The sequence below is a fragment of the Polyangium jinanense genome (assembly GCF_028435365.1).
In genome coordinates this window covers 86,793-113,065 of sequence record NZ_JAGTJJ010000017.1, presented here as the reverse complement: position 1 = coordinate 113,065, position 26,273 = coordinate 86,793, and the positions used below count along the sequence as shown (strand labels likewise).

Below are 26,273 nucleotides of genomic sequence, written 5' to 3'. Positions count from 1 at the left end.
GACGGGAGGAGAGCAGCGCGAGACCGGAGTCTTCACCGCATGGGCACGATCATCCGCCACACCTTCCTGGACTCGAACGGCATCCGCATGCACGTGACCGATGCGGGCCGCGGCTATCCGATCCTCCTCTGCCACGGCTTTCCCGAGCTCTGGTACTCCTGGCGCCGCCAGATCCACGCCCTCGCCGAGGTGGGCTTCCGCGTCCTCTGCCCGGATCTTCGTGGGTACGGGGGGACGGACGCGCCCGAGGAGATCGAGAGCTACGTGATGCGCGAGCTCGTCGAAGACATCCACGGTCTCTTCGACGCGCTCGGCATCGACAAAGCGGGCGTGGTCGGACACGACTGGGGCGGCTCGCTCGCGTGGCAATTCGCGCTGCGCCATCCCGAGCGCACCGAGCGCGTGGCGAGCCTCAACACGCCGTACATCCCGCCGGGCCCCGTGGCCCCGAGCGTCATGTACCGCGACGCCTTCGGCCTCACGGACAGGACGTTCTACATGCGTCACTTCCAGGAGCCGGGCATCGCGGAGCGCGAGCTCGAGGCCGACGTGCGCGACACGTTCCAGAAGATCATGCGCCCGTCGAAGTACTCCGACTCCCTCGGCACGTTCATGACCGTCGGCGATGGCAGCTCGCTGCTCGGGAAGATCGGCCCCGGCGAGACGTTCCTCTCGAAGATCGACCTCGACACGTACGTGCGCATCTACAAGCGCACGGGCTTCCGGGGCGGCCTCAACTGGTACCGCGCGATGGATCTTTCGTGGGAGGAGGATCGCTCGCTCCCGTCCCACGAGATCGATCTCCCCGCGCTGCTCGTGGTCACGGACAAGGACCCCGTCCTGCGGCCGGAGATGGCCGAGCTCTCGAGGCCGTACGTGAAAAACCTGCGCATCGAGCGCGTCGCGGATTGCGGCCACTGGACGCAGCAGGAGAAGCCCGCCGAGGTCTCGGACATCCTCATCGACTTCTTCGGCGACCTCCGCGATCCCTCGATGGAGTGATCAGGAAGGGCGCGCGATCCGCCGGAACCTCTCGGCGATGCGCCAGGCGATGCGCGTCGCCATGGCCATGATCGGCACCTGCGAGTTCACACCGATGCTCGTCGGCAAGATCGAGCCGTCGGCCACGAAGAGCCCCGGCAGCTCGTACGTCTGGCCGTCCGGATCGACGACCCCGCGCCGGGGATCGTTCGCGGCGCGCGCGCTCCCGAGCGGGTGGAACGCCATGCATTCGAGGCGTCGCGCGTCGTAGTTCAACCGTTCGAGCGCGAGCGCGTCGTCCATCGTGCGTACTGGATCCGCGCCCGTCACCGATGTGTAGACCTCACGCGCGCCGGCCGCGAGCGCCATCTCCGACACGATCGTGATCCCCCGCCGCAGCCGCGCGAGGTCCCGCGGCGCCATCTCGTACGTCAGGATGGGCTCGCGCCCTGGCCCCGACCGCACCGTGCCGCCGCCCTCGTCGTGCACCATCGCGCCGAACACCGCGATCCTCTGGACCTCGCGCGCCATGCGCCGGAGCCGCGGGCCCACGCCCGGCATGCTCGCCGCGAGCACGTTCACGCTGCTGTACACGCCGACGAGCTTGATCCCCTCGGACGCGAAATCGTCCGAGTACACGCTCTGCATCGCGCCGTCCCAGCCGCCGATTTCCTCGTCGAACATCGCCACGCAGCGCACGCCCGGATGCAACGTCACCCGCCGTCCGAGCTTCTCGCTTGCCCGCCCCACGCCGCTCGCCCCGAGCAAGAGCGGCGTATGCAGCGTCCCGCAGGCGGCCACGACGACCGGCGCGCGCACGACGAACCGGAACGACGGCCGCCCGCCCTCGCCGCCGAGCAGCCACCCTTCGACGCCCGCGGCGCGCCCGTCCTCGACGCGCACCCGCGTCACGAGCGCGTCCGATACGATGCGCGCTCCGTGCGCGAGCGCGCTCGGCAGATACGACACGTCCACCGAGCGTTTCGCGCCTGCCGGACATGTAAAGTTGCACCGCGCGTTGCCCTCGCATGCCTCGGCGTTGCGGCGCATGGGCTTCATGGTGATCCCGAGCTTCTCCGCGCCCTCGACGAACTTCATCGTGGAGCGCGAGCGCAACGCAGCCGGCACCTCGCGCACGGAGAGCCTGCGCTCGACGTCCTCGTACGCCGGCTCGAGCGCGCGCTCGGAGAGCGCGTCGAGCCCGAGATCGGTGACCCAGTGATGGTGCACGTCGCTCGGGATCCGGAAGCAAACGCCGCCCGTCAGCAGCGACGAGCCGCCCACGGCCCGCCCCATCGTGATCGCGATGATCGGCGTCTGCCCGATCCCGAACGCCGTCGCCATTCCCGACTCACGAAACAGCCGGCGCAGCGCCTCGCTCGGCCGGAACCGCTGGTACTCCTCGGGCCGGTAATACGGCCCCTCTTCGAGCACGATCACCTGCAGGCCTGCCTCGGCAAGCAGCGTCGCGACCACCGAGCCGCCCGCCCCGGACCCGACCACGACCACGTCGCACGACGCTTCGAACGGCCCCGACAAATCCCGCCCGTGGACGACGGACTCGCCCGATGGAACGTCGCTCATGGCGCCCGCTCCGGCGCGACCGGGAGCCGCCTTCGTGCCGTCGTGCTCGGCCGATCGAAACCTGTCGACACGAGCTCCTCGCCCTCCTCGAACACGGCCACGCTCGTTGGCACCTTGAAGGCCACGAGCAGCAGCGCGAAGAACCCGAACCGGCTCTGCTCGAGCGCCTCCAGGTAGCTGACCCGCCGCGCGATGGGCAGGCGGCTCATGCGGGAGAATGCGCCGATCACGAAGAGAGGCATGAGCTCGAGCAGCCACGTGAGGACCGCGAAGCCGCGGCGCAGATCGCTGCTCGCGCGGCCCACGGAGTGGTCGAGCCACGCCGTGGCGCGCTCGCAAATGGCCGGGTTCGCCGGCACGATTGCGCCCTTTTCGTCCTCGTCTGCGTACATGGCCTCCGCGTAGGCGAAGACCACCCGACGCGCCCGGGCCGAGAGGCCCCGCACGGGCCAATCGAGCCGATCGAGCGCGACTTCGGTCCCCGACGGCTGACCCGAAGCGACGTCCGACATCGGGCGAAGCCTAGCACTTGTTTGGAAGGATACATGCTCCAGGTCCGACGAAATTGCGTTGTGGGGTGGACAAACGCAAAACGCCCCGGGGTTTCCCGGGGCGTTCGGCGGGGTGTACTCGCCGAGTGTCAGACCATCAGTAGGGGAGGACGCACTGCGTGCTGCAGCCGCTGCCACCGCCCCAGATCTGGGAAGCACCCGTCGGCGCGATGATGCCGCCGCAGGTGGTGACCGGGACGGCGTGCGGCGGGCAGGGGGGCTCGTCGTCCGGAACGCAGACGCACTCCGGCGGGGCGATGATCGACTGAACGCCGCCCGGCGCCATCACGCTGCACTCCTCATGCTCGCCAGGCGGGCAGGGGGGCTCGTCGTCCGGAACGCAGACGCACTCCGGCGGGGCGATGATCGACTGAACGCCGCCCGGCGCCATCACGCTGCACTCCTCGTGCTCGCCAGGCGGGCACGAGCTCGGCGGCTCCTCGACGGGCGGCTCCTCGACGGGCGGCTCCTCCGGCGGAGGCTCGCACTCGCAAGGCGGCGCCACGATGTTCGACGAGCTGGCGACGACCGTCGGGCACTCGCAAGGCGGCTCGGCAAGCGACTGCTTGCTCTGCCCGATCAGCTCCTCTTTCTCGCTGACGCTACACCCAGCGGCGAACGCGAAGAGAGAAGCCATCGCAAAGAGCCCGGTGATCGAACGAAGCGTATTCATGAGACGACTCCTACGCGCATTCTCTCGCGCGTCATGAGACCAGAAACGTCGGATACACGTTCCCCGAGCAACAGCGCGGCGAGCTGTGAATCCGAATACCTGCGGAGCCCAATTCGGAGTTCCGCGATGACTCTTCTACTTACCAGCCGACCTCCCGGAAGAGCAAGGACTTTCGTTTTCCAGCGCCCTCTTCCATGACCAGGGAGCAGGAATGTGGCGCCGGCCCGTTCCGTACGTTTTTTCCTTCCGGAAAGCGTTTTCGTGCGGGCATCATGGTGGGTTTCGTTCTCGCCGCGCGACCCCTTTTGCATTTCTTCACGGAAGGCCGCGCAGGCGCTTCACGAGGCGCGCGCAAGCTCGGGTGACGGCCGCTTCCGTGGCCCTGGTACTCTGCCAACGCCATGGCGCTCCGCGTGCTCCTCATCGACGACGACGTCCGACTCTTCGACCTCCTGTCGAGTTACCTCGAGCAGAACGGGTTTCACGTGACCGGAGCCCCGGACGGACCCCGCGGGCTCGCCGCGCTGGAGACCGGCATCTTCGACGTCGTGCTGCTCGACGTGATGATGCCCGGGATGGATGGGATCGAGGTCTGCCGCCGGATCCGACAGAAAAATACGATCCCGGTCCTCATGCTCACGGCGCGCGGCGACGAGACGGATCGTGTCGTCGGCCTGGAGATCGGCGCCGACGACTACATCGCCAAGCCCTTCAGCCCGCGCGAGCTGCTCGCACGGATCAAGGCCGTCCTGCGCAGGGCCCGGCCCGAGGTCGCCGGAGAGCGGATCGTCGCGGGCGACATCGTGATCGACGTCCCCGGCCGCGTGGTCACGCGCGCGGGAGAGCTCGTGGAGCTCACGGGCCTGGAGTTCGATCTGCTCTGCGCGCTCGCGAGGCGCCCGGGACGCGTGGTCGCTCGGGACGCGATGCTCTCGGAGGCAGGGCGTGGGGACGTGATCGTTGGAGAACGAACGGTCGACGTGCACATCTCGCACCTGCGGCAGAAGCTCGGCGACGACCCGCGCTCGCCGCGGCTCATCAAGACGGTGCGCGGCGTGGGGTACGTTCTCGCGAAAGAAAAGTCGTGAATCGACTGTCGTGTTACGTGCGCGACCGGCTGCAGCGCCGCCTCTTCCTGTGGTTCGGCGTGGCCATCCTCCTCTCGGGCGTGGCGTTCTCGATCGTGATGCTGCTCGTCTCGGCCCCGGGCGGCCCAGCCTGGGCGCGCGAGATGGGCCGCGCGCGCGCCTTCCTCGGCGCGCGCTTCGGCGAGGTGTGGCACGACGATCGCGCACGCGAGTCACTCGCCCGCGCGATCGCGGACGACCTCGACGTGAGCGTGACGTTGCGAGACCCGAACGGCGCCGCGTTCCAGGCGTTCGGCCACGGCTGCGGGCGGAGGGCGTGGACGCTCGACGCGCCTGCGGTGCGCGAGGGACACAGGCTCGGGGTCGTCTCGATCTGCGCCGAGCGTACGCGCACGGGAGGCCTTTTGCGCTGGTTCGCGCCGCTCGTGGCGGCGGGCATGATCCTGTGGGCGCTCTCGGGGACGGTGGCGCGCAGGCTCTCGCGCCCGCTCGAGGAGCTCGCGCGCGTCGCGGGCGAGATCGGCCGCGGCAACTACGGCGCACGGGCGCGGATGGGGCGGCACGTCCACGGCGAGGCGGTCGTGCTCTCGATGGCGATGAACGAGATGGCCGCGCGGATCGAGCGGCAGATGAGTGATCAGCGGGAGCTGCTCGCGGCGGTCTCGCACGAGCTGCGCACGCCGCTCGCGCGCATCCGCCTGCTCACGGAGCTCACGCGGGACGGGGTGAACGCGCAGAAGAACCTCGACGAGCTCGATCGCGAGGTCTTCGAGATCGACGCGCTCGTCGGGGATCTGCTCGCGCAGAGCCGGCTCGATTTCACGGCGCTCGCGAAGGAGCAGCTCGATCCGGTGGAGACGGGCCTGCGCGCGCTCGATCGCGCGGGCGTCGGCGCGGAGGCGCTCGTCGTCGAGGGCAAACCGGAACCCGTCCTCGCCGAACCCACGCTCTTCGCGCGCGCGCTCGCGAACCTGCTCGACAATGCGAAGAAGCACGGCGGCGGCGTGGTCGCGCTGCGGATCACGGCCCTTGCCGATGCGGTCGTCTTCGAGGTCGAGGACGCGGGCCGCGGCCTCGAGCCGGGCGAAGAGAGGCGGATCTTCGAGCCGTTTTACCGGCGTCCGGACGAGAAGGCGCGGGAGCAGGGCTCGCTCGGGCTCGGGCTCTCCTTGGTCTCGCGGATCGCCGAGGCGCACGGTGGCCGCGCGCGGGCGGCGAACCGGGAGGAAGGCGGCGCGCGGATCGGGCTCGAGTTGCCCGTCGCCTCGCGCCAAACGGCGTGACGGGTGTGCTAAGCGTGGCGCCGATGTTTTACGTCGAGGCCATCTCGGTTCGCCCTTTGTCGGTCCCGCTCCACGATCCGTTCGTCATCGCGACGGGCCGCGTGACCGTGACGCGCTCGGCGGAGGTGCGGGTCACGCTCGCGGCAGGCGGCGCGCGGGCCGAGGGGCTTGGCGAGGGCGCGGCGCTCTGGCCGGTGACGGTCGAGGATCAGCCGGACGTGCTCGCGGCGCTCGGGGCGGCCGCAGAGCGTTTGTCCGGGCAGACGATTGTGCTCCCGCCGGTGGACGAGGCGCACGGGGTGCTGCTCGCGGGGCTCGTGGAGCTCGGGGCGGCGCTCGACGGCGTGCTTTCCAGCAAGCCGGTGGCGCGGGCGGCGCTGGAGACGGCGATCCTCGACGCGTGGGCGCGGCTTCTCGGGATGCCGCTCCGGCGCCTGCTCGGCGGAGCGCGGGGCGAGGCGACGCGCACGCTCACGACGGACATCACGATCCCGATCGCGGAGCCCGCGCGCATGGCCGAGCTCGCGCAGGGCTGGGCCGCGCAAGGTTTTCGCCATTTCAAGGTGAAGGTCGGCAAGGACATGGATCAGGACCTCGCGGCGCTGTTCGCGATCCGGAACGCCGTGCCCGACGCGCGGTTTCGGATCGACGCGAACGCGGGGTTTTCCGCGACGCAGGCCATTGCGATGGGGCGCGCCGTCGAGGCGAAAGGGCTCGTCGTGGAATGCTGGGAGCAGCCTTGCGCCGCGGACGACCTCGAAGGCATGGCCGAGGTCGCCGCCGCACTCGCGCCGCCGGTGATCGCGGACGAGTCGGTGAAGACGCTCGCCGACCTCGGGCGGGTGCGGGCGGCGCGGGCCGCGGACGGGGTGAATTTGAAGCTCGTGAAATCGGGTGGGCCGCTCGGGGCGCTCGCGATCGGGCGGGCGGCGAAAGAGGCGGGGATGCCGATCATGATCGGCGGCATGGTGGAGACGCGGCTCGGCATGACGGCCGGCGCGCACGTTGCGGCGGCGCTCGGGGGCGTCGATTTCGTCGATCTGGATACGGCGTGGCTGCTCGCCGGGGATCCCTACCGGGGCGGATACGAAGCGGACGGCCCGCGCTACGATCTGCCGGCGGCGCCGGGGCTCGGCGTGACGGCTATCGCGTGATCAGGACGGGCAAACCGTCCCCGTCGTCGAGCACGCGGCCGAGGACCACGTCCCGATAGCCTTCGCCTGCTGTCCGTTCTTGCCCGGCCATCCCCCAGGCCTCGATGTCGTCGCCTTCTCGAAGGCAGGTTTCGCCGAGTTCCACGAATCGTGGCTCGGCCTGGATTCCGCGCGCGGTGAGAAATGCCGCGACGCGCGCGGCGGCCTCGGTATCGAGGGACCCGGCCTTCTCCTCGGGCTTCCCGAGCGCAATGGCAAAACGTTCGCCGCGGATCTCCACGGATTCGGCGCCGTTTACGACGGTCATGGGAACGGCGTCGCCGTCGTCGAGGGCGATATCGTCGATGTGGCCCACGAGCCGGAATGCGAGGCAGGGTTTGCCCGAGAGCGGGGCGACGAGCGCTGGCTTCTGGCCTTGCGACACACGACCACGCGCCGAGGCGCGCCCGGCGCGGAGGGGCTCGACCGAGGGTTCGTCCTCGAGACGCGCGCTTTTTCGTTCATCGATCCGCCGGAGGGCCGCGACGAGCCGCTTGGTGGTGCGGTTCGCGGCATAAAGCGGGAAGATCGAGGTGATCGTCGCCACGACGGCGATCGGGATCATCATGATGAGCAGGGGGCCGACGGAGTTCGCGAATGCCTTCAAGCTCGTGAGCTCGATTGCGGGTTCTTTCGCGAAAACCTCGGCGAGCACCATCGCGGCCAGGAGCACGAGCAGCGGGATGCGCTGGCTCGGCTTCTGTTTTCCGTCATGCCACGCGTCGAGCTTCTTGGAGAGGTCGTCGAGGCGCTCGGTGGCCCGACGCAGGAGGCTCGGGCGAAGGGGCGCGGGCAGGGGCAGCGGCAAAAGGCGGGGCGGGGGCGCGGGGATTCCGCGAATGTGTCGGTAGACGGCGAACGTGAGGGTGACGAGCCCTGCCCACAGGCCCCACGGCAAGGCGAGGACCAGGCACCAGATGCCGAAGAAGCAGAGGCCCGCGAGCATCATCAGCCCGACCCCGAGGGCGTTTTTCTGAAAGGACGGCGCGCCGATCACCTCTTCCCACAAGAAAAGCGCGTCGACGACCACCGCGGCGACGAGGCCGAGGGCCGCGGGCACGTAGAGCGCGAGCGTGCGCGGGACGTCGAGCCACGTGTCCTTTCCGACGCGACCACGCAAGCTCCGGAGCGCGTCCGCGACGGGCATGGTCGCGGCGCGGCAACGGGGGCAAACCGAATCCGTCGCCGGGAGGCGGAGCTCGCAGGAGGCGCAGGCCTTTTCGAGATCGTTTCGCACGCGATGCGTCAGTCTACCGCCCTGAACAGGTGAAGCGCGAGAGCGTATTGACGCGTGCCGTCTGGGCAAATTTCCGCCCTCCGCGCCGTCTTGTGAGAGCGCGCGTCCCGTGTACGCTCCTCTTGATCTCGTTCCTGGAGGCATGGATGTCCGAAGGCCCGCTCGTCTCGCCGCAGCTCGTCATCCACAGTCGCATGCTCTACACGAGCTTCATCCCCGCCGATCCGAAGGCTTGTGCGCGCCTCTTGCCGGCCACGCTCCGCCCGGCGAAGAACAATGCCATCTACATGAACCAATACGTGGTCGATACGCCCGAGCAAACGACGGGGTTCGGCGCGTATTCGCTCACGTACCTCGGCCTCGATCTCGACGGCCACGTCGCGCCCGACGGCGTGACCCCCGGCCGGTTCTTCACGCATTACCTGAACTCGTCCGAGCGCGTCCGCGCCTACGCCCGCGAGCGCGGCGTCCCGGCCTCGTCCGGCGAGACCACGCTCGAGATCGAGAACGACATCCTCACGGCCACGACAACCGTCGACGGCGTCCCCGTGATCCGCTCCCGCGCCCGCGTGGGCAAGGAGATCGGCGTGGTCGCCCGTGGCCATCTCTTTTATTTGACGCGGCTCGGTCACCGCATCCTGGGCGGCCGATATCCGTACATCGGCGATCTCGTGACCCCGTTCGAGGTGCTCTCGATCGAGATGCTCGCCCCCGATCACCCCGTGTATGCGCTGCGCCCCGCCTCGCCGCTCCAGGTCGTGCCGGGCGCCTGTTTTTATTCGCCCAGCGATTCGTTCGTCTACCCCGGCGGCGAAGTCGACCTCGGCCCCGCCGGCCATTGACCGGCGAGGCCCGAGGCTCGAACGACGTGGTGAATCAGTCCTCGTTGTGCACGAACGCGGAGCTGATCTCGTTGCCGCAGAGGAAGGCCTGGACGGTCACCACGTCGTAGGCGTTTTCCCAGTGCTCCGTGATCCGACCGTCGCGGAAGCGCCACACGCCGCAGAACGGCACCGCGAGTTTCGCCCCGTCGCGATGGGCCCTGAGGATGCCGAAGACGGCCCCGAAATGGTCGTTCGCGGTGATGTGCTCCACGTCCATCACCAGGGTGTTGCCGGTCAGAGCAATGAGCTCGCGCTCGTGGGCGACCGCGGCTTCCCTGCCGACGACGCGGCCGGCCATGGCATCACGAAAGAACGCCCGATCGGCCTTGTGCAGGATCATATCGTCGGTGACGAACTCCCCGATGCGCGCCAGATTGGCGTACAGGGTGCGCAGCATCCGGACGTTCGGGTGAATGGCGGTGGTATTCATGCGACCTCCTTCGTGGCGGAAGACGTGGGGGGCGACGGACGCCACGTCGGCACGCTCGCGGCGAGGTACGCGAGCTCGGCCATTTCCTTCTCGTCCAGCGTGAGCTCAGCGGCGCGGAGGTTTTCCTCCAGGTGGGTGATGGAGGACGTGCCGGGGATCGCGAGAATGGCCGGCGACTTGTGCAAGAGCCAGGCGAGGGCGAGCTGGGCGGGCGTGGCGCCGCGCTTCTTGGCAAACCCGGCGAGGATGCTGTTCGGCCCGGCGAGGGCGCCGTGGCCCATGGGGAACCACGGAATGAAGGCGATGCCGCGCTCCTCGCAATAACGCAGAACCGGCTCGCCGGCGCGGTCCGCGACGTTGTAAAGGTTCTCCACGGCGACGATCTCGGTAATCGCGCGCGCCTGTTCGAGCTGCTCGATGGTGACCTCGGGCTGGCCGGAGAGCGCGATATGGCGGATCTTGCCCTGCTCGCGGAGCCGGACGAGCTCGCCGAGCTGATCGGAAAGCGGGACGGCCGGATCGATGCGGTGGAGTTGATAGAGCTCGATGCGCTCGAGCCCGAGGTTGCGCAGGCTCAGCTCCACCTGCTGGCGGAGGTATGCGGGGCGTCCGCAGGGGACGATGTACGGTTTGTCCCTATTCGTCCAGTCCTCCGGTCCGGAACGCAAAAGCCCGCCTTTGGTGGTGATCACGAGCCCCGCGGGGTAGGGATGGAGCGCGCGGCGGATGATCTGCTCGTTGGCTGCCGGACCGTAGGAATCGGCGGTGTCGATGAAATTGACGCCCAGGTCGACGGCGCGGCGGAGCAGGCGGATGGCCGCGTCCGGGTCGCTCGGCGGGCCCCACATGCCGGGCCCCGTCAAATACATGGCGCCATAACCGAGTCGCCGCACGCGAAGGTCGCCGCCGAGGTTGAACGTCGACGACGGAGCTTTCAGCGATTTATTCATTATAGTCCCCCTCCTGTCCTTCTCGATCACGACAGCGGCAGCATGCGCGCCGTCCCTACTGGCCTTCCTTGGTCCTCCAGGAACCGACGTTCATTTCCGCCGTGATTCCGGGGCCGAACCCTGCGATGATTCCCTTGCCACCGTCCTTGAGCTGGTTGTCCGCGAACAGGCGGCTGATGGAGTCGAGCACCACCACGCTGGCGATGTTGCCGTATTCCGTCAACGTGGCTCTGCTGTACCGGAACGACTCGAGCGGTACGCCCAGGTACTTGCAAAGATCGTTGAGGATGCGCGGCCCGCCGGCGTGAATGATGTAGAAATCCAGATGGCCAACGTCCCAGCCGTGGCGCTCGGCGAGCTCGCGCAGCACGGGGGCGAGGGGCTTCATGGTCCCGGGGACCCGCTTGTCGAGTCTGAAATGGAATCCCGTTTCCTTCACGACGTACGAGATCCATTCCTCGGTGTCCGGGATGATGTACGCCGCGTTTCGCTCCAGCCGGATGCCGGTGCCTCCGCGTCCCCGGAGGACGACCGCGCCCACCGCGTCTCCGAAGAGCCCGTCGGACAGGAGCGACCCGACGTCGTCGTCGGGCGGCTGATAGCATAACGAGCAGAACTCGCAGGCCACGATGAGCACGTTGGTGCCGGGATGCGCCGTGCAGAAATCGTGGGCGCGATTGATGGCCGCCGCGCCGGCCGCGCAGCCGAGTTGCGCGATCGGGATCTGCCGCGTGTCGTGACGGAATCCCATGGTATTCACGAGCCAGGCCGTCATGGCCGGCATCATGAAGCCCGTGCACGAGACATAAATGATGGCGTCGATGTCCCGCGCCGAGAGCTCCGCGTGCTGGAGCGCTCGCTCGATGACCGGCGGAACCCGGCGCTTGGCTTCCATCTCGTAGATCTTGTTGCGGGTCTCGAACCCGGGGTGCGCGAGGGTCTGCTCCAGGGGCTGAATGATGTGCCGCTTCCGCACCCCGGTGCTGCTGATGAGCCGCATGGCGAGCTTGAGCTGCGGTTTGCCCGCGTGCAATCGCTCGGCCAATTTCAGCGTATCTTCCATCGTGACGATGTACTCCGGAACCGCGACTTCCGGCCTGCACAAGATGGCCATGATCCCCTCCGTGTGGTTTGACGCCCGAGAACGTCTCGCTCGAAGAAAAATGTTCGTGCGGCAGCGATGGTTTTATTTAAATGGGAGGTCGGGCACGTTCATGCGGCTCATTGGTTTTCTTCATCCGCAGCGCTTTGCGGCTGCCTCAGGGCGGCTGCATCCGGTTTCGCACACCGGAGGCTCGTGAGGACCAGCTCCAGAAGCTCGGTCGCGAACGTGATGACGTCGCGAGATCCGTACCCGGAGCTCATCAAATCACGGAACATCGTCTTCGCGAGGACCGAGACCTCCGTGCCCGTCGTCGAGACTCGTACGGAGGGCGGTTTCTGACTGTCCGCCGGCGGCATGGCATTGCTCTCCGATTTCTCCGCTCGTGGAAGAGCCGTCGATTGCACGACCGAGCAAGCTCCAGACCACGCGAGCGCTCACCGAGCATTCATGAAATTGCGGTCGCCAGACTCCAGCGTTGCCGCGCATTCATCGATGCAAACGAGCTCGGCTATGTCTGGTGCGGCAAGGTGGGATACCGCATGCGTCGGCCGGGTAAATGCTGCCCGGTTTCATTCGCGGCATATGGGTGTGCCTTGCCCGGCCCGCGTTGCCGCCATGGCCGAATCGAAACGCAATGTCGGGAACGCGCGGCGCCTCGTTTTGCAGGAGGAAGGCCCCGGCTCGTCAGGAGCGGCGTCGTAGGCACCCTACGCGCGCGCCGGGAGGCCTTCCGCGCGGCGCCCACGTCGACGGTCGGGAGCCGCCCCCTGCACTACGCCCGCCCCCTCAGCCGCGTCGAACGACGCCGTCCTCCTCCCCGCAGACGCGCTGTCGGGGTCGGCAACGTGATCACGGGGCAAACCCTCGTCCACGCCATGCACGCGTCGAAAGTCATGGACGGCCGTACGTCCGCGCGGTCCGGCCGATGCTCCAGCGCGGCGCTTTCATCCATGCGGAGGCGAAAAATGACGACAAAATTGCGAGCGCCCTTCGGGGGAAGGGCGCTCGCGGGGCAGCCGGCGGGATTCGCCGATCAGAGGTGCGACTTCAAGAACGCGAGCGTGAGCGCCCAGGCCTGGGACGCAGCGGCCGCATTGTAATTGCTGCGCGCGTCGCAGAAGAAGCCGTGGTCGTGCTCGGAGAACTCGATGTTCACGAACGGCTTTTCGTGCTTCCGCAGCGCGTCCACCACGCTCTGCGCTTTCTCGTTCGGGATGAACGGATCCTTGCCGGCCCAGAGGAGCAGAATCTTTCCCGATTGCGTCGCGGCATACGGCAGCTTGTCGGGCGCGATGCTGCCGTAGAAGGAGACCGCGCACTTGAGCGGGGCGACGCCGTTCGTCACGAACGCGAGGCGCCCGCCCATGCAGAAACCGAGCGCGGCGACGCGGCCCGCCTCGACGGCCGGGTGCTTGGCGAGGTATTCGACGGCGGCGCGCACGTCGGCCTCGCTCTCTTCGGCCTTGTATTGGGTCGCGAGCTTCATGCTCGGGGCAAAGTCCTCGTAGCTGCCCTCGTAGCCGGGCGCCGTGCGGTGGAAGAGGTCGGGTGCGAGCGTCACGTACCCCTCGCGGGCGAAGCGCTCGGCGACGTCGCGGATGTGCGCGTTGACGCCGAAGATCTCCTGCAGGACGAGGATCGCGGCGCGCGGCGTGTCGCCCTCGGGCCGGCAGAGGTAGCCATCCATCGTGGTGCCGTCGGCGACGGGGATCTGGACATGCTCGGTGCGAATGGTCATCGGTTTCTCCTTCGAGGGTTTGGCAGGGCTAGCTCGCCGCGGGGGTTTGTCCCGGCGCCTTCGCCGGGGAGAGCTCGGCGTCCGGCTTCGTGCGGAAGACGAGCCAGAGCGCGGCGGGGAGCGCGGTGAAGTCCGCGATCATCGAGAGGACGAAGGCCACGGCGGAGAGGATGCCGAACTGCCGGATCGGCGGCAGATCCGCCATTCCGAAGGCCACGAAGCCGCCCGCGTTGATGAGCGTCGCGAAGAAGATCGCCCGGCCCGACACGAAGAGCGTGTGCCGGAGCGCCTGCTCCACGGAGCCCGTCTTTCGGCCTTCCTGGAAGTGATAGAAGAAATGGATCTGGTCGTTCTCGCTCGTCCCGAGCACGGTCGACGCGATGAGAATCGTCGCGACGTTCAGCGTCATGCCGGAGATGCGCATCACGCCGAACATGACGAGGATCGCGAAGAGCGAGGGGATCATGGCCATGAGCCGCGCCGCCCCGCTGCGGAAGACCACGAGGAACGTGACGAAGATGATCCCGACCGTGAGCTCGAAGCTCTCGACCAGCGTGGGCACGAGGCTCTGCGAGACGCGCGCCTGAAGCGGCGCCATGCCCACGGTGCGGAGCTCGAACTCCCTGAGCGCCGGGTTCGCCTCGGCCGCGGCCTTCCAGTGCTTGTCGATGCTCGCCTGGAGCTTCTGGAACGCCTCGTGCTCGGTCGCCTTCGACATGACCGTGAAATGCGTCTGCCCGAGGCCGTTTTTCTGGACGAACCGGCCGAGGAGCGGGTCCACGGGCGCGAGTGATTCCAGCGTGCCCGCGAGCTCGTCGAGCGCCTCGGCGTCCTTGGGGAACGCGTCGCCCGCGCCGCCGAGGTACTGCATCATGCGCAGGATCGTGGTCGGTCCGATCGCCGCGCCGACCTCGGGGTCGGCGACGAGCGCCTCGTGAAACGCCTGGAACCCCTTGAGCGCGTCAGGCTCGGAGACGCTGCCGACGCCGCCCTTGAGCCAGACCTCGGTGATCGAGAGGCCGGGCATCTTCGACTCGATGGCTTTCGTGTCCGCATAGAGCCGTGATCCCGAATTGATGTATTCGACGGGATCGGTGAGCAGCCGCATCGGCTTGACCACGCCGGGCAGCCCGAAGAGCGCGACGCCGCCCGCGAAGGAGAGCAGGATCGAGCCGAGGACGAGCGGCCAGCGATAACGATAACTCCAGCGAGGCAGCGCCTCCGTGAGGCGGACGAACCACGCGGCCGCGACCTTCTGCTCGATCGCGGTCGGGGTCTTCAGGATTTTCTGCAGCGCGGGGAAGAGTGTGAAACAGACGATGTAGCTGAGCGCGAGGCCAACCGCGACCCAGACGCCCATCTGCCGGATGGGCTGGATGCTCGACACGACGAGCGCCGCGAAGCCGACGGCCGTCGCGAAGACCGAGGCCGTGCAAGCGAGCCACTTGTTGGCGAAGGAGAAGACCTGGTGCTCGTCGACGCTGCGATCCGCAGGGCGCTCGACGAAGCGCGACTGCACGTAGACGAGCGTCGCCGTGGTCGTGACGAGGATCGTCATCGGCACCATCGGCGAGACGATCGTGAGGACGCCGCCCGTGAGGCCGATGTAGCCCATGGAGAGGGCGATCGAGACGCCGAGCGTGATCAAGAAGGCCGCGAGCGTGCGCGCAGAGCGATAGAGGAAGAGGCAGAGGCCGATGATGAACGCCGCGAACAGGCCGAAGTACTTCGGCCCGGTCTTCTGCATGTCCTCGTCGAGGTAGATGTTGACGTAGGGCTGGCCGACCTGGCGCAAGGTCTTCAGCGGGGCGCCGTCGCCGCCCGTCGTCTCGATGGCGCGACGCACGGCCGCGAGGGTCTCGCGGCGCTCCTGGCTCGTGTGCACGTCGAGGATGAGCGCGATCGCGAGGTAGCCGTCGCCAGCGAGGCCCTGATCCTGGAAGAGCTTCGTGCCCGATACGAACTTGCGGAGCGCCTCGGATTGCTCGGGGGTCGGATCGAAGCCGGCCTTGGCGCGGCGATAAATGGAGAGCGCGGAGTTCGGCTCGACGTGCGGGATCTCCTTCAGCGCGCGCTCGAGTTTGTCGAGACGCTCGAGCACCGCGGGCGCGAACGGATCGTCGGCCTCGGCGAGCAGGACGGCGAACTCGCCGGCGCCGAAGATCTTCTCGAACTCGCGTGTCTTGACGAAGTCGGTGTCGCTCGTCGCGATGAGGCGCTCGATCGCGTTGTCCTGCTGGACGCGCGCCGCGAACCAGGCTGCCGGCGGCAGCACGAGCGCATACAGGGCGATGATGATCCAGCGGGCCGCGATGATGCGGGAGAAGAGCCGGACGAGCCATCCGGGCGCGTCGTGGCTCGGGCTCGCGGGGCCGTTCGAAGAGCTCGAAGAAGTCGACACGGCCACGCTGCTATCACGATCCCGCGCAGGCCGCCCGTCGATCCCGCGCGGCGTTTCAAGGCGTGGGCGCGGTCGCCGCAGGCTTCGGGCATGTGGGGTTGCCCGCGTCCTTGAGGAGCTGCGCGAGGAGCGCCTGATCGTCGCGCCGGAGCTTTGCGCGGTCTGCCGAGCAGCGGCAAAGGTGGGGCTTGGCAGGATCGACGTCGCCGAGCGCGATGTAGGCCTCGGCGACGCGCAGGTGGTTCTCGATGACGTCGGGATCCTTGTTCACGAGGCCTTCGAGCAGCTCGAGCCCCGTCTCCGAGTCTCCATTTCGGAGCAACGCGGCGGGCGCGACCACGTAGAGCGTGCCGAGCATGCGCGTGGCGGCGCCGCTGCGGAAGTTCGGATCGAGCTGGCGGCTGCGGCGCGCGTAGTGCTCGACCTCGCCGATCATGTCGGCCCCGAGCAAGCCCTTGAGCTGCACGAGCCTTCCTGTGACGACGGCGCGCGCGTACGTGTACGCGGCCGTGTCGACAGCACGCGCGCGCACCTCGGCGTAGGCGAGCTGGCGATCTTCCGGCGTGTCCGCGCCCGCGGCGATGAGGTCTTCGAGCGCGTCGGCGATGACGAGCGCGTCTTTCGTGGCGACGGCGGTCTTGAGCGCAGCGTTGACGGCGGGGCCCTGCGCGCCGGTCACGCCGCCAAAGCACGCGGGCAACACGCCCAGGGCAGCGACGAGGAGGAGAAAGGACCAGCGCACGGGGGGGAGAAATAACACCGCCTGGGGGGAGAAGCGCCCCGCGTTAGGCGAGCGAAGAGGCGCTACTTGTCGTACGCAGCGATGACGCCCGCATAATCGGAGGACGTCGCGGACTTGAGGGCGAGGATGCCCACCTCGCCGCACGTCGCTTTGCCCTCGCCCTCGCAAATCTTGCCGAGGTTTGCCTGGAACGCTTTGCGTGCGTCCGCGGGCGCGGAGGGGAAGGCGACGACGACCATGGGCGGGAGCTTGTCGCTCGCCCAGACGGACTTGATGCCCGCGTCGATCTTGGTGGCCTCGGCGAGCTGGGCGTCGTCGATGAGCGCGCACGCGGCGTCGCCGCTCACGACCTTCTTGATGGTCTGGATGGGGCGGGTCGTCGTGACCAACGTGAAATCACCGAGCTTGAAGGCGCCCTTCGAGACGACCTTGTCGATGAACTTGGGATCGTCGGCGTGGTCGCTGGCGAGCGCCTTGCCCTTGCAACCAGCGAGGTCCGAGGCGGTCTTGCTGATGAGGTGATACTGCTGGCCGCCGGCGCGATTGACCGCGACCTGGCCGATGATGTCGAGGTTGTGCTTGGCCTTGAGGCCGAGGAAAGCGCCGAGCGAGAGGATCCCGTAGTGGGGTTTCTGGGCGGAGATGAAGGCCTCGGCGTTGCCGCGGCTCGTGTGATACTCGCCCTTCGCGCCGCCCCAGCCGTTCTGTTTGGCCGCGACGGACACGAACTTGTCGACATAAGGCTGGGCTTGCGCCGCGCTCCCCACCCCGTGCTCCCGGAGCACGAGGACCCCGACCGTCCCCTCCGCGGCCGCGTCCGCGCACAAGAAAGCAGAGGCGGAAGCGATCACAGAAGTGGCGAGCAGGGAGCGAATGACAGTCGTTCGCACGGGTAGACCTCCTGGCAGACTTGGACGAGGGAGCCGGGAAGGTATGCATCGAAGGCTGTACGGACATCGGAAAAAATGAAGGGAGGGAGCTTGCTCGGGTGCGTGAAGGTGGGAGGAGCGGCGCCAAGGCCGGAAAACCTCACGGATTCGAAGGGTTGGGTGGGTACGTCCCGTCCTCTTCCCAGGTGTCCACGAAAGTCACCCGTACATCTCCCCGCATCGCAGCGACGTCCACGGCAGTATGCTCTTCCACACGCTGGTACCGAAGGTCGACTTCCCCACGGCCGACCGAGAGGCGCTTGACCTCGACCCAGTGGAGCCAGCGAGGAAGGGTGGGGCGGACGATCCGAAGCTCGTTGCCCGGCGCGTTGGGAGAGAGGCCGAGGAGAGAGGCGAGGAGGGTCGCCCAAGAAGCCGCGGCCCAGGCCTGGGGGCTGCACGCGACGGGATAACGGACGGGGACGGCGAAGGCGCTGCGCGCGAAGCCGCAGAAGAGCTCGGGCATGCGGTACGCAGGGAAGTGCTGCGCAGCCTCGAAGAGCGCGGTGACGAGCTCGAGGGCGAGAGGCTCCTGGCGGTAGCGTTTGAAGCCGAGCGCGATGAGGGCGTTGTCGTGCGGCCAGACAGTGCCGAGGTGGTAGCCCGTGGGGTTGTACCGAGCCGCGCGCGTGGAGAGGGTGCGGATGCCCCAGCCAGAGAAGAGGTCCTCTTCCATGAGGCGTCGCGCCATGAGCTCGCCGCGCGCGTGCGGGACGGCGCCGGCCCAGAGCGCATGGCCCGCGTTCGAAGAGACGGTCGCGACTTGCCGTTTGTCGCGGTCGAGCGCGATGGCGTACGTGTTCTCCGCAGGCATCCAGAAGGCCGCGTCGATGGCGTCGCGGAGCGCGGCGGCGCGTAGCTCCTCGGAGGTGGCGCGCGCGGGATCGCCGAGCGCACGGTAGATGCGGGCCGCGGCGCGGCGGCTCGCGTAGGCGTAGGCCTGCACTTCGACGAGCGCGATCGGAGGTTCGGCGAGGGTGCCGTCGGGATGCGTGATCGCGTCGGTGGAGTCCTTCCAGCCCTGGTTGACGAGGCCTGCGTCGGAGCGACACGCGTACTCGAGGAAGCCGTCGCCGTCGTGATCGCCGTAGCGATCCATCCAGAGGAGCGCGGCGTCGAGGTTCGGGCGGAGCTCGCGGACGAGATCGAGATCGCCGGTCGCGCGGTAGTACTCGGCGAGGAGGATGATCCAGAGGGGCGTCGCGTCGACGGTGCCGTAGTACGGCGAGAAGGGGACGACGCCGAGGCGCGCGAGCTCGCCGCGGCGAAGCTCGTGCATGACCTTGCCAGGTTCCTCGTCACGCGCGGGGTCGTCGCGGCTGCCCTGGTGGCGGTTGAGCAAGCGGAGCGCCTGGCGCGCAGGCTCGGCGGAGATCCAAAGGTAGAGGAGCGCCGTGATGATCGTGTCGCGCCCGAAGAGGCACGCGTACCAGGGGATGCCCGCCGCGATGAAGGGCGCGTCGGGATCGCCGGAGAGCAGGACACGAAGGTCGCTGCGCGCCTTCGCGAAGACCGCGTTGAAGAGGCTGTTGCTCGTCTCGACGCCGACCTGGCCCGCGAGCCACTGCTTGTAGCCCGTGAGTGCGCGGCGCGGAGCCGAAGGGCCGTTCGTGTTCATCATCGGCGAGGCGTCGACGCTGACGCCGATCGTGATGCACGTGGAGCCGCCCGGGCGGAGTTCGATGCGGTAGCTCGCGGTGCACGACGCGAGTCTGTCGGGCGTGGGATCGAAGCGGACCTCGGTGCGACGCGCGAGGCCGTCGGCGCCGTCGTAGCGGAAGCTGAGGACGTTCGGCATGTGCTCGGGCGCGTGAGGTTTGCCCTTGCGCGCGCCCTTCACGATGCCGCGGACCTCGAACATGTCGGAGAAGTCGGCCTCGAAGTGGAGCTCGACGTCGAGCGTGACGGGGAAGCGGTTGTAGTTCTGGAACGTGAGCGACTCGCTGACCTCGGTGGGTCGAACGAGGCGGTAGCGGCGGATCTGGATGGTCTGCTCGTGGACGGCCTGGCCCTCGGGCGTGACGAGGTTCGGGTTCGTGAGGACCTGCGCGCCGAGGAAGTGCGCGTGGTCGCTGGAGAGGAGGATCGTCGGACGGAGGCCCTGGATGGCGAGCTCGTAGCTGCTCAAGAAACGCGTGTCGCCGAGGTAGAGGCCGTAACCCTCGCGGTTCTTGCGCGGGACGTTGCCCTCGGCGTCCGTGAGGAGGAAGAGGTCGCCTTCTTTGAGGAGGGTGGCGTCGCGGATGTCACGCGCAGACGGCGGTGCGTCGAGCGAGACGATGCCGGTAGGCTTGTTCGGCTGCGGCGCGGGCGAGGGAGCAGGAGCGTCGAGGTCGACGGGGAGCGCGAGGCCGCGCGCAGATCCGGCGTCGTGAGGACCGTTCATCAAACCACCTCTTCGCGGGGACGCTCGACCTCGCGCGCGACGGCGTCGAGGAGATCACTCACGTCGAACGGCTTCGAGAGGACGCGGCGGACCTGCGGCGTGAGGCGGAGCTGCGCGAGAAACGCGGAGACGACGATCACGGGCGTGGGCCGCGTCTCGGGCTCGGCCGCCAGCTCTTCGAGGACCGCGTTGCCATCCTTGCCCGGCAGCATGAGGTCGAGCAGGACGAGGTCGGCATGCTCGCGCTTGACGATCGCAGCGGCATCGATGCCATCGGCGACGCCGACGACGTCGTAGCCCTCGGCGCCGAGCAGGAAGGTCTCGAGATCCCGGAGCTCGGGGTCGTCCTCCACGACGACGATCTTCTTCCTCGGCACGAAGAGGCTCCTCCGATCGGGGGGTGAGGCAGGGACGCTCGCAACACCGAGCGGACCGCCGGTCGCAGCACGAGCGACCGCCGGAGACCCAAGGTGCTCGCGCCTCGCCATCGGGGTTTCGCGGAGCACGTACGGTGCCGCGCCCGTGTGGCGGACGCGCACGTGCAGGCGTGCTCGGCAAGGAGCGAGCGCTCTGGAGGGGCGCGCAGTGCGGTTTTTCGCGGCGCTTCGGGGCGCCCGGCGTGATGGAGACGAAAAGCGAAAATCGTCCTTGCGCACAGGGCTTCAGCCGATCTATCTATACGCCCCCGCTGGCCGAACGGCCGGCGGATCGATGTCCTTCACGGGAAGGCATCACGCGAAGATGGCGGAATTGGCAGACGCGCTGGATTCAGGTTCCAGTGCCCGCAAGGGCGTGGAGGTTCAAGTCCTCTTCTTCGCACTGTTCGTAAGCGAAAACACATTGAGGGATCGCGACTTCGCTTGATGGGATAGGCTGCCGTGGTCCCTCTTCGTGGATCAGGTGCCGGCCTTGTCGAGGTTGATCCAATGTCGCATGGCGCGCCGGGGGGCTCGGCGGGGATGAAGCAGATTCGCTCCCCAGAGATCGCGACCGGCGCGTGGCCCCTCGGGTTCGTCGGCGTCACGATGAGCCTGGTCCTCGGCCTCGCTCCCGCCGGGTGCGGGCAACGGAAGACGGAAGGCGGCGCCACGCCAGCCCCGAGCGCTTCGGTCGCGCCGAGTGCGTCGGTCGCGACGAGCGCCGCCGCGGATCCGCCCACGACCTCGGCGAGCTCGGTGCAAGCTCCGCCTCCGCCGAGCGAGCCCGTGGGCTCCGGCGTGTCCTCGTTCGTCGCAGCCGCGCAGACCGAGGCGTGCAAGGCGCAGACCGGGGAGATCGCGACGTACCTGCAGCGCGGCGAGGTGACGGCCGCAGGGCAAGAGGGGGCGATCGCCGCCGCCTGGCTCATTAAGCTCGCCGCGAACAAGCCGGGCGCGCAGCTCGCCTTCGCAGGGTTCGCCCTCGACGCGAAGCAGGTGGCGCGGGCGCGCGGCATCGGGACGGCGAACGAGACGGCGCCGCGGATGTTCGCAAACGGCGCGGGCTGGACGCTCGTGTGGTTCGACGCCGACGGCCTCGCGTACACGAAGCCGCGCTGGGAGACCTCGCCCGCGCCCGTGATCGAGCACCTCAGCACGGTGAACGCCGCGAACGCGGACGACGTGGCGCTCGCCGCGACGCCCGCAGGAGCGATCGTGGCGGTGGCGCCGTTCAACATGGAGAAGGCGCAGCTCGGACTGTTCCAGTTCGCCCCGACGGACGCTGCCGCGCCGGCCGTGCAGGCGCTCGGCGCGACGCACCACGCCCACGAGCCGCGCAGGCCCGCCGTCGCCGCGGATGGAACCGGTTACACGCTCGCCTGGCACGAGGGAGACGGGCGGATCGTCGTGTCGCGCTTCGATCTCGCGGGCAAGGAGATCGACGAGGCCTACACCCTCGCGGCAGCCCCGCCGGCCGGCGCGCCCGCGCGCGAACGCGTGAACCTCGTGGCCACGACGAAAGGCGCGATGGCCGTGTGGATCGAGGGCGACAAGATCCTCGCGCGCGCGGTCGACGCGGCGGCGCGTCCCGGCGAAAAGACGTGGCTGGTCGGGCGCGGCCGGGCCCCGGCGCTCGCGCCGATCGGCGATGGCGCGCTCGTCGTGTTCCTCGGTCAGGAGGGCGGCAAGGACGATCAGGTCCTCGCGGTGAAGCTCTCGGAGAGCGGCGAGCCGTCGGCGACGGGCATGCGGGTCAGCGACGGGACGGGCGCGGTGAAGGATCCGGCAGCGGTCACGCCGGCCGGCCCGCGCATGGGTTTCCTGTGGGCCGAGCCGATGAGTGGTGGCGTGAGCACGAAGCGCGCGGTCCTGCGCACGCTCGAGTCGAGCTGCATCCCCTGAGCGCGGCAGAACGTGTCGTTCGAGCGCACGCGCGTGGCGGGCCCTGCACACGCACGTGACGAGCGTTCGGACGCGTCGACGCGCGTGATCGATCAGGACGCGAGGAACGCCGACAGCTTGCCGCCGGCCGCGACGTGGGCCTGCGCGGCGCTGAGCTCGGTGAAGTCGAGGCTGCGCACGGAGAGGTCACGATACCGGTTTGTCTCGACGAGCCGGAGCTCTTCGGGGCGCGCCCAGTCGACCACGTGCGGCGACTTCGTCGAGACGATGATCTGCCGGTGATCGGCGCAAGCCTCGATCACCTCGAGCAGCGCGCCGATCTTGCCGGGGACCGCGGAGACCTCGGGCTCCTCGAGGAGCAGCGCCGTCGACTCCGGATCCACGAGCGCGACGAGCAGCTCGAGTCTGCGGATCACGGTGTCGGACAGACGTCCGAAATCCACGCCCTCGAACGTGATGCTGGCGCGATCCTGCGGCGCGACGTCCGTGCGCGCGGACGGGTCACGCGTGATCTGTACCGCGAGCTCGCCCGCCGCGCCGATGCGCTGGCAGAGCTCGACGACCTTGTTGTACCGCTCGCGGTAGAGCTCGAACCAGATGACGAGCGTCGACGCGAGCGAGAGCAGGCGCGCGTCGAGGCCACGCGAGGTCCAGAGGACGCCCGATCGACCCGTGAGCGTGACGACCGCGCGATCCTCGATCGGCGGGCGCGAGAGGGCGAGGCCGAGCCAGCGGATGCCTTCGAGGTAGGCGCGGATGCGGCGTGCGTCCTCGGGCACGCGATCGGCGGACTCGCCCGCGAGCGCGAGCGCGCCGACGCCCGAGGGCAGCGAGATGCGGCTGCCGTCGCCGAAGACGGCGCGTCGATCGCGCACCGTCCAGAGATCCACGTTCGCTTCGTCCGTGCGGGCTGCGTGTTCTTCCCAGCGCATCGAGGGCGGGAAGGGCTCGTCGTCGTCCTCGAGATCGTGGAAACGACGGTCGTAGGCGTAGACGAGGTGCTCGCCGGCGTCGCCCTCGAACTCGCAGCGGAAGTGGCGAGGTTTTTCCGGGTCGCTCAGGGCGTGGACGGCGATGTGCGCGCCTTCGGCGATGCCCTGCACGAGCAAGGACGCGAGGGATCCGCCCTTCGCGTGGAGCACGGTGCGGCGCGCGGCGATCGCGAGCTCGATCGTGCTGTTGCCGAGCGCCTGGTAGTCACCGATCGTCACGGACACGAGCCGGGCGGCCGGGGCTCGGGGAAAGACGGAGGAGCGGGCCGGTTCGATCATGAGAGCGCACCTTCCTCCTACCACGCTGCGTGGGGGGTTGGCGTATCCCTTCTGCACGGGCGGGACGCTTCATTCCGTCCATCCTTGGTTTGCAAGCGTAAGCGAGATTAGGCGCTAGAATTCGTGGGTGAGCGAGGCCATTTCCCCGAGGTCCGCGCTTTCGCGCGTCGCCCGAGCCGAGGGCCCGACGGAGCTCCCTCCGCTCTCGGACCCGTACCTGCGGGGGCCGAGGCCACCCCAAAAAAAGCCGCTCTCGACGCTGGCCTTGACGTCGATCCTGGCGCCGTTCGTGGGCGGACCGCTGGGCTCGGTCGCCGCCATCGTCTTCGGCTGGGCCGCGCGTCGGGAGCACGCCGGCGTGGGCGCCGAGCGCCGCGGGTATGTCCTGGCAACGCTGGGAATGGGGCTCGGGATTTGCCTGACGGTGGCCTGGGGCGCGGCCATCGCGTTTGGCGTGTGGACGATGGAGCGGAGCCACGAGGCGCAGCTCGCGTCGATCGCCAACGTCGTGACGGTCGGGGACACCGCGTCGCCGCCCGAGGGAGCGGTGGACACCACGGATCCCGCGTCGCCGCCCTCCAAGGCCGTGCCGGTTTTCCAGAAAGAGACGATGGTCCGCAAGGAGGGCACGGTCACGGTCGTGGACGTGGGCGTGTCGGTGTCGTCGCTCTCGCAGGAGCTCGCGAAGGAGCGCGCGGCCGCGGCCGCGGCGGGCGAGACGATCGTCGTGATGACGACGAAGAACGAGTGCGTCTCGTGTCGCAGCTTGTCGTCGTCGCTCGGGAATCCGCTCATGCAGACGGCGCTCGCGCATGTGCGGCTCGTCCGCGTGGACATCGACGCGTTCGACGAGGACCTGACGGGGCTCAAGATGCCGCACGAGCGTGTGCCGGGCTTTTTCCTGCTCGCGCCGGATCTCTATCCGCGCGACGCGATCGACGGCGGCGAGTGGGACGAGGACGTGCCGGCGAACATGGCACCCGTGCTCGGCGCATTCGTGCGCGGGAAGTACGAGACGCGGCGGCAGAGCTTCGAGCCGATTCAAAACGGCGGGATCAAGCTCTGAGAGAGAGGCGCGCCGAGGGCTCGGATCCCGGGCGCGGCGTGTCCATCCGCTGCTAGGATGCGCGGTCATGAAGCGCGCCGGGCAGATCACGATCTTCGTCCTCTGCGTCTTGTTCAGCGTCTCCGCCGCGGTGAACGTGATGGCGGACAACAGCGAGGTCGAGCGCGCGGCCGCGGCGGTGGCGTGCGGGGAGCAGGGGCCGAACTGCCGCGCGCAGGTGACGCGGCTCGAGCGGACGCCGTTCGGGCAGACGTTCGAGATGGTGACGCCGAAGCGGACCGTGGACGTGGTCTGCCGGCGTGCGTTCGTCTTGGTGGGCGAGTACGCCTGCAAGCTCCGCTGATGGGGAGGCCCGCGCTGCGGTCTTTGACCGGGCTCGTTTGCCCGCGCTGCCGGGAACCGAAACCCGAGGCGGCCAAAGGGACGACTCCGCTCGTGTTTTGCCCGCGCGATGGGTTCGCGCTCGTCGCCGCGTCGGTCCTCGCCGACGCGGATGGAGATCCGTTCCTCGGGATGACGATCGCGGGGCGGTACGTGGTGCTCGGTCGGATCGGCGCGGGCTCGATGGGGGCGGTGTACCGGGCGCGGGACGTGACGCGGGGGCAGGACGTCGCGGTGAAGGTGTTTCGTGGGGATCGAGGGCTCGGCACGCGGGCGCTTTCGCGGCTCGATCGAGAGGCGCGGGTCCTCTCGATGCTGCGTTCGCCGCACACGGTGCAGGTGCTCGACGTGGGCGAGATCGTGCACGGCGGCGAGGACGCGCTCGTCTCGCCGACGGTGTCGCGGTTCCTCGTGATGGAGATGCTCGAAGGCGAGCCGCTCGGCGTCCGGCTGCGTCGGGAAGGGCGGCTCTCGATCGCGGAGGCGACGCGGCTCGCGACACACGCGCTCACGTCGCTGGCCGAGGCGCACGAGAAGGGGATCGTTCACCGGGATCTGAAGCCCGACAACGTGTTCATCGCGCGCCTCGAAGGCGGCGCGGAGGCGGGAAAGCTGCTCGATTTCGGGCTCGCGGACCTGGGGCTTCCGCCGCGTGATCCGAAGGAGGCGGCGCTCGGGTGGGGGAGCGGTCCCGTCGGTACGCCGCGGTACATGTCCCCGGAGCAGGCGCGGGGCGAGCCGGTGGATGCGCGGAGCGACCTCTATGCGGTGGGCGCGCTCCTTTACCAGATGCTCGTGGGCAGGCCCCCGTTCGTCGAGCGGGATGCGGCGCGGGTGATGGCCAAACACGTGCACGAGCCGCCGATCGCGCCTTGTGATGCGGCGCCAGAAGCGGGGATCCCGCGGGCGTTGGTGGAGCTCGTGGTGCGGGCGCTCTGCAAGCGGCCGGAGGATCGGCCTTCGAGCGCGCGGGTGTTCATCGCGGCGATCGAGGAGGCGCTCGCCGGAGGGCCAGGGGGCGGCGCGGCGCGGCATGCAGCAGGCGGGCGCGAGGCGACTATACGGCGCCCGTAGAGCCG

General features: G+C 68.8%; 23 protein-coding genes and 1 tRNA gene. 10 read left to right on the top strand and 14 right to left on the bottom strand.

Features of this window, described 5'->3' with window-relative positions; all coding sequences use genetic code 11:
- Positions 1-39 precede the first annotated feature (39 nt).
- Positions 40-1,002: an alpha/beta fold hydrolase gene (locus KEG57_RS26015; RefSeq protein WP_272424639.1), complete on the top strand. Its 963-nt coding sequence runs from the start codon at positions 40-42 to the stop codon at positions 1,000-1,002.
- On the opposite strand, the gene KEG57_RS26010 is transcribed toward KEG57_RS26015, so the two are convergent.
- The 3 genes from KEG57_RS26010 to KEG57_RS26000 form a co-directional block, all read right to left on the bottom strand.
- The gene (locus KEG57_RS26010; protein WP_272424640.1) at positions 1,003-2,565 is read right to left on the bottom strand and encodes a GMC family oxidoreductase N-terminal domain-containing protein; all 1,563 of its coding nucleotides are present in this window, start codon (positions 2,563-2,565) and stop codon (positions 1,003-1,005) included.
- The gene (locus KEG57_RS26005; protein ID WP_272424642.1) at positions 2,562-3,077 is read right to left on the bottom strand and encodes a hypothetical protein; all 516 of its coding nucleotides are present in this window, start codon (positions 3,075-3,077) and stop codon (positions 2,562-2,564) included. The genes KEG57_RS26010 and KEG57_RS26005 overlap by 4 nt, the downstream gene beginning before the upstream one ends.
- A gap of 136 nt (positions 3,078-3,213) precedes the next feature.
- Positions 3,214-3,789 (bottom strand): hypothetical protein, encoded by a 576-nt coding sequence (locus KEG57_RS26000; protein ID WP_272424643.1) that lies wholly within the window; start codon positions 3,787-3,789, stop codon positions 3,214-3,216.
- Between the two features lie 401 nt (positions 3,790-4,190).
- Here KEG57_RS26000 and KEG57_RS25995 point away from each other — a divergent pair, with 401 nt between their 5' ends.
- The 3 genes from KEG57_RS25995 to KEG57_RS25985 are packed head-to-tail and all read left to right on the top strand — an operon-like array spanning position 4,191 to position 7,314.
- The gene (locus KEG57_RS25995) at positions 4,191-4,877 is read left to right on the top strand and encodes a response regulator (RefSeq protein WP_272424645.1); all 687 of its coding nucleotides are present in this window, start codon (positions 4,191-4,193) and stop codon (positions 4,875-4,877) included.
- The gene (locus KEG57_RS25990) at positions 4,874-6,160 is read left to right on the top strand and encodes a HAMP domain-containing sensor histidine kinase (RefSeq protein ID WP_272424647.1); all 1,287 of its coding nucleotides are present in this window, start codon (positions 4,874-4,876) and stop codon (positions 6,158-6,160) included. Before KEG57_RS25995 ends, KEG57_RS25990 begins: the two co-directional genes overlap by 4 nt.
- Positions 6,161-6,183: 23 nt before the next feature.
- The gene (locus KEG57_RS25985) at positions 6,184-7,314 is read left to right on the top strand and encodes a dipeptide epimerase (RefSeq protein WP_272424650.1); all 1,131 of its coding nucleotides are present in this window, start codon (positions 6,184-6,186) and stop codon (positions 7,312-7,314) included.
- Here the strand turns inward: KEG57_RS25985 and KEG57_RS25980 are convergent.
- Positions 7,304-8,590 (bottom strand): hypothetical protein, encoded by a 1,287-nt coding sequence (locus KEG57_RS25980; RefSeq protein WP_272424651.1) that lies wholly within the window; start codon positions 8,588-8,590, stop codon positions 7,304-7,306. The genes KEG57_RS25985 and KEG57_RS25980 overlap by 11 nt on opposite strands.
- A gap of 146 nt (positions 8,591-8,736) precedes the next feature.
- On the opposite strand from KEG57_RS25980, the gene KEG57_RS25975 reads away from it, so the two are divergent.
- Positions 8,737-9,432 carry a hypothetical protein gene (locus tag KEG57_RS25975; protein WP_272424653.1) on the top strand — a complete coding sequence of 232 codons (696 nt, stop codon included), beginning with the start codon at positions 8,737-8,739 and terminating at the stop codon, positions 9,430-9,432.
- A gap of 34 nt (positions 9,433-9,466) precedes the next feature.
- Here the strand turns inward: KEG57_RS25975 and KEG57_RS25970 are convergent, their stop codons facing one another.
- The 9 genes from KEG57_RS25970 to KEG57_RS25930 all read right to left on the bottom strand — a co-directional run bounded on the left by KEG57_RS25970 (position 9,467) and on the right by KEG57_RS25930 (position 20,532).
- On the bottom strand, positions 9,467-9,904 hold the full coding sequence (locus KEG57_RS25970) for a nuclear transport factor 2 family protein (RefSeq protein WP_272424654.1): 438 nt from the start codon (positions 9,902-9,904) through the stop codon (positions 9,467-9,469).
- Positions 9,901-10,854, bottom strand: coding sequence for an aldo/keto reductase (locus KEG57_RS25965; protein WP_272424655.1), 954 nt, complete (start codon positions 10,852-10,854; stop codon positions 9,901-9,903). The genes KEG57_RS25970 and KEG57_RS25965 overlap by 4 nt, the downstream gene beginning before the upstream one ends.
- 55 nt (positions 10,855-10,909) lie before the next feature.
- Positions 10,910-11,968, bottom strand: a complete 1,059-nt coding sequence (locus KEG57_RS25960) for a type III polyketide synthase (protein ID WP_272424656.1) — start codon at positions 11,966-11,968, stop codon at positions 10,910-10,912.
- A gap of 1,024 nt (positions 11,969-12,992) precedes the next feature.
- Positions 12,993-13,697, bottom strand: a complete 705-nt coding sequence (locus KEG57_RS25955) for a dienelactone hydrolase family protein (RefSeq protein WP_272424657.1) — start codon at positions 13,695-13,697, stop codon at positions 12,993-12,995.
- Positions 13,698-13,725: 28 nt separating this feature from the next.
- Positions 13,726-16,098: an efflux RND transporter permease subunit gene (locus KEG57_RS25950; protein WP_272424659.1), complete on the bottom strand. Its 2,373-nt coding sequence runs from the start codon at positions 16,096-16,098 to the stop codon at positions 13,726-13,728.
- Positions 16,099-16,153: 55 nt separating this feature from the next.
- On the bottom strand, positions 16,154-16,840 hold the full coding sequence (locus KEG57_RS25945; protein WP_272424661.1) for a tetratricopeptide repeat protein: 687 nt from the start codon (positions 16,838-16,840) through the stop codon (positions 16,154-16,156).
- Between the two features lie 62 nt (positions 16,841-16,902).
- Positions 16,903-17,730 carry a hypothetical protein gene (locus KEG57_RS25940; RefSeq protein ID WP_272424662.1) on the bottom strand — a complete coding sequence of 276 codons (828 nt, stop codon included), beginning with the start codon at positions 17,728-17,730 and terminating at the stop codon, positions 16,903-16,905.
- Between the two features lie 139 nt (positions 17,731-17,869).
- A complete protein-coding gene (locus tag KEG57_RS25935) occupies positions 17,870-20,155 on the bottom strand; it encodes an amylo-alpha-1,6-glucosidase (protein ID WP_272424663.1) in 2,286 nt (761 codons plus the stop codon).
- A complete protein-coding gene (locus KEG57_RS25930) occupies positions 20,155-20,532 on the bottom strand; it encodes a response regulator (protein WP_272424664.1) in 378 nt (125 codons plus the stop codon). The genes KEG57_RS25935 and KEG57_RS25930 overlap by 1 nt, the downstream gene beginning before the upstream one ends.
- A gap of 358 nt (positions 20,533-20,890) precedes the next feature.
- Between KEG57_RS25930 and KEG57_RS25925 the strand changes: the two genes are divergently transcribed.
- Positions 20,891-20,974 (top strand) — tRNA-Leu (locus KEG57_RS25925).
- Positions 20,975-21,114: 140 nt separating this feature from the next.
- Positions 21,115-22,476: a hypothetical protein gene (locus KEG57_RS25920; RefSeq protein WP_272424665.1), complete on the top strand. Its 1,362-nt coding sequence runs from the start codon at positions 21,115-21,117 to the stop codon at positions 22,474-22,476.
- Positions 22,477-22,568: 92 nt separating this feature from the next.
- Here the strand turns inward: KEG57_RS25920 and KEG57_RS25915 are convergent, their stop codons facing one another.
- Positions 22,569-23,747 (bottom strand): AAA family ATPase, encoded by a 1,179-nt coding sequence (locus tag KEG57_RS25915; protein ID WP_272424666.1) that lies wholly within the window; start codon positions 23,745-23,747, stop codon positions 22,569-22,571.
- A 127-nt stretch (positions 23,748-23,874) separates the two neighbouring features.
- On the opposite strand from KEG57_RS25915, the gene KEG57_RS25910 reads away from it, so the two are divergent.
- The 3 genes from KEG57_RS25910 to KEG57_RS25900 all read left to right on the top strand — a co-directional run bounded on the left by KEG57_RS25910 (position 23,875) and on the right by KEG57_RS25900 (position 26,268).
- Positions 23,875-24,813, top strand: coding sequence for a DUF4190 domain-containing protein (locus KEG57_RS25910; protein WP_272424667.1), 939 nt, complete (start codon positions 23,875-23,877; stop codon positions 24,811-24,813).
- A 67-nt stretch (positions 24,814-24,880) separates the two neighbouring features.
- Complete coding sequence (locus KEG57_RS25905; RefSeq protein WP_272424669.1) at positions 24,881-25,156, top strand: hypothetical protein; 276 nt, start codon at positions 24,881-24,883, stop codon at positions 25,154-25,156.
- A gap of 92 nt (positions 25,157-25,248) precedes the next feature.
- Entirely contained in the window at positions 25,249-26,268 is a 1,020-nt protein-coding gene (locus KEG57_RS25900) for a serine/threonine-protein kinase (protein WP_272424671.1), read from the top strand.
- The last annotated feature ends 5 nt before the right edge of the window (positions 26,269-26,273 follow it).

Excerpts from the sequence above, each read along its gene's own strand:
- KEG57_RS25920 (WP_272424665.1), top strand. The coding sequence starts at position 21,115 with ATGAAGCAGATTCGCTCCCCAGAGATCGCGACCGGCGCGTGGCCCCTC.
- KEG57_RS25905 (WP_272424669.1), top strand. The coding sequence starts at position 24,881 with ATGAAGCGCGCCGGGCAGATCACGATCTTCGTCCTCTGCGTCTTGTTC.
- KEG57_RS25935 (WP_272424663.1), bottom strand. The coding sequence starts at position 20,155 with ATGAACGGTCCTCACGACGCCGGATCTGCGCGCGGCCTCGCGCTCCCC.
- KEG57_RS25965 (WP_272424655.1), bottom strand. The coding sequence starts at position 10,854 with ATGAATAAATCGCTGAAAGCTCCGTCGTCGACGTTCAACCTCGGCGGC.
- KEG57_RS25960 (WP_272424656.1), bottom strand. The coding sequence starts at position 11,968 with ATGGCCATCTTGTGCAGGCCGGAAGTCGCGGTTCCGGAGTACATCGTC.
- KEG57_RS25995 (WP_272424645.1), top strand. The coding sequence starts at position 4,191 with ATGGCGCTCCGCGTGCTCCTCATCGACGACGACGTCCGACTCTTCGAC.
- KEG57_RS25985 (WP_272424650.1), top strand. The coding sequence starts at position 6,184 with ATGTTTTACGTCGAGGCCATCTCGGTTCGCCCTTTGTCGGTCCCGCTC.
- KEG57_RS25955 (WP_272424657.1), bottom strand. The coding sequence starts at position 13,697 with ATGACCATTCGCACCGAGCATGTCCAGATCCCCGTCGCCGACGGCACC.
- KEG57_RS25915 (WP_272424666.1), bottom strand. The coding sequence starts at position 23,747 with ATGATCGAACCGGCCCGCTCCTCCGTCTTTCCCCGAGCCCCGGCCGCC.
- KEG57_RS25975 (WP_272424653.1), top strand. The coding sequence starts at position 8,737 with ATGTCCGAAGGCCCGCTCGTCTCGCCGCAGCTCGTCATCCACAGTCGC.
- KEG57_RS26005 (WP_272424642.1), bottom strand. The coding sequence starts at position 3,077 with ATGTCGGACGTCGCTTCGGGTCAGCCGTCGGGGACCGAAGTCGCGCTC.
- KEG57_RS26010 (WP_272424640.1), bottom strand. The coding sequence starts at position 2,565 with ATGAGCGACGTTCCATCGGGCGAGTCCGTCGTCCACGGGCGGGATTTG.
- KEG57_RS26015 (WP_272424639.1), top strand. The coding sequence starts at position 40 with ATGGGCACGATCATCCGCCACACCTTCCTGGACTCGAACGGCATCCGC.
- KEG57_RS25970 (WP_272424654.1), bottom strand. The coding sequence starts at position 9,904 with ATGAATACCACCGCCATTCACCCGAACGTCCGGATGCTGCGCACCCTG.
- KEG57_RS26000 (WP_272424643.1), bottom strand. The coding sequence starts at position 3,789 with ATGAATACGCTTCGTTCGATCACCGGGCTCTTTGCGATGGCTTCTCTC.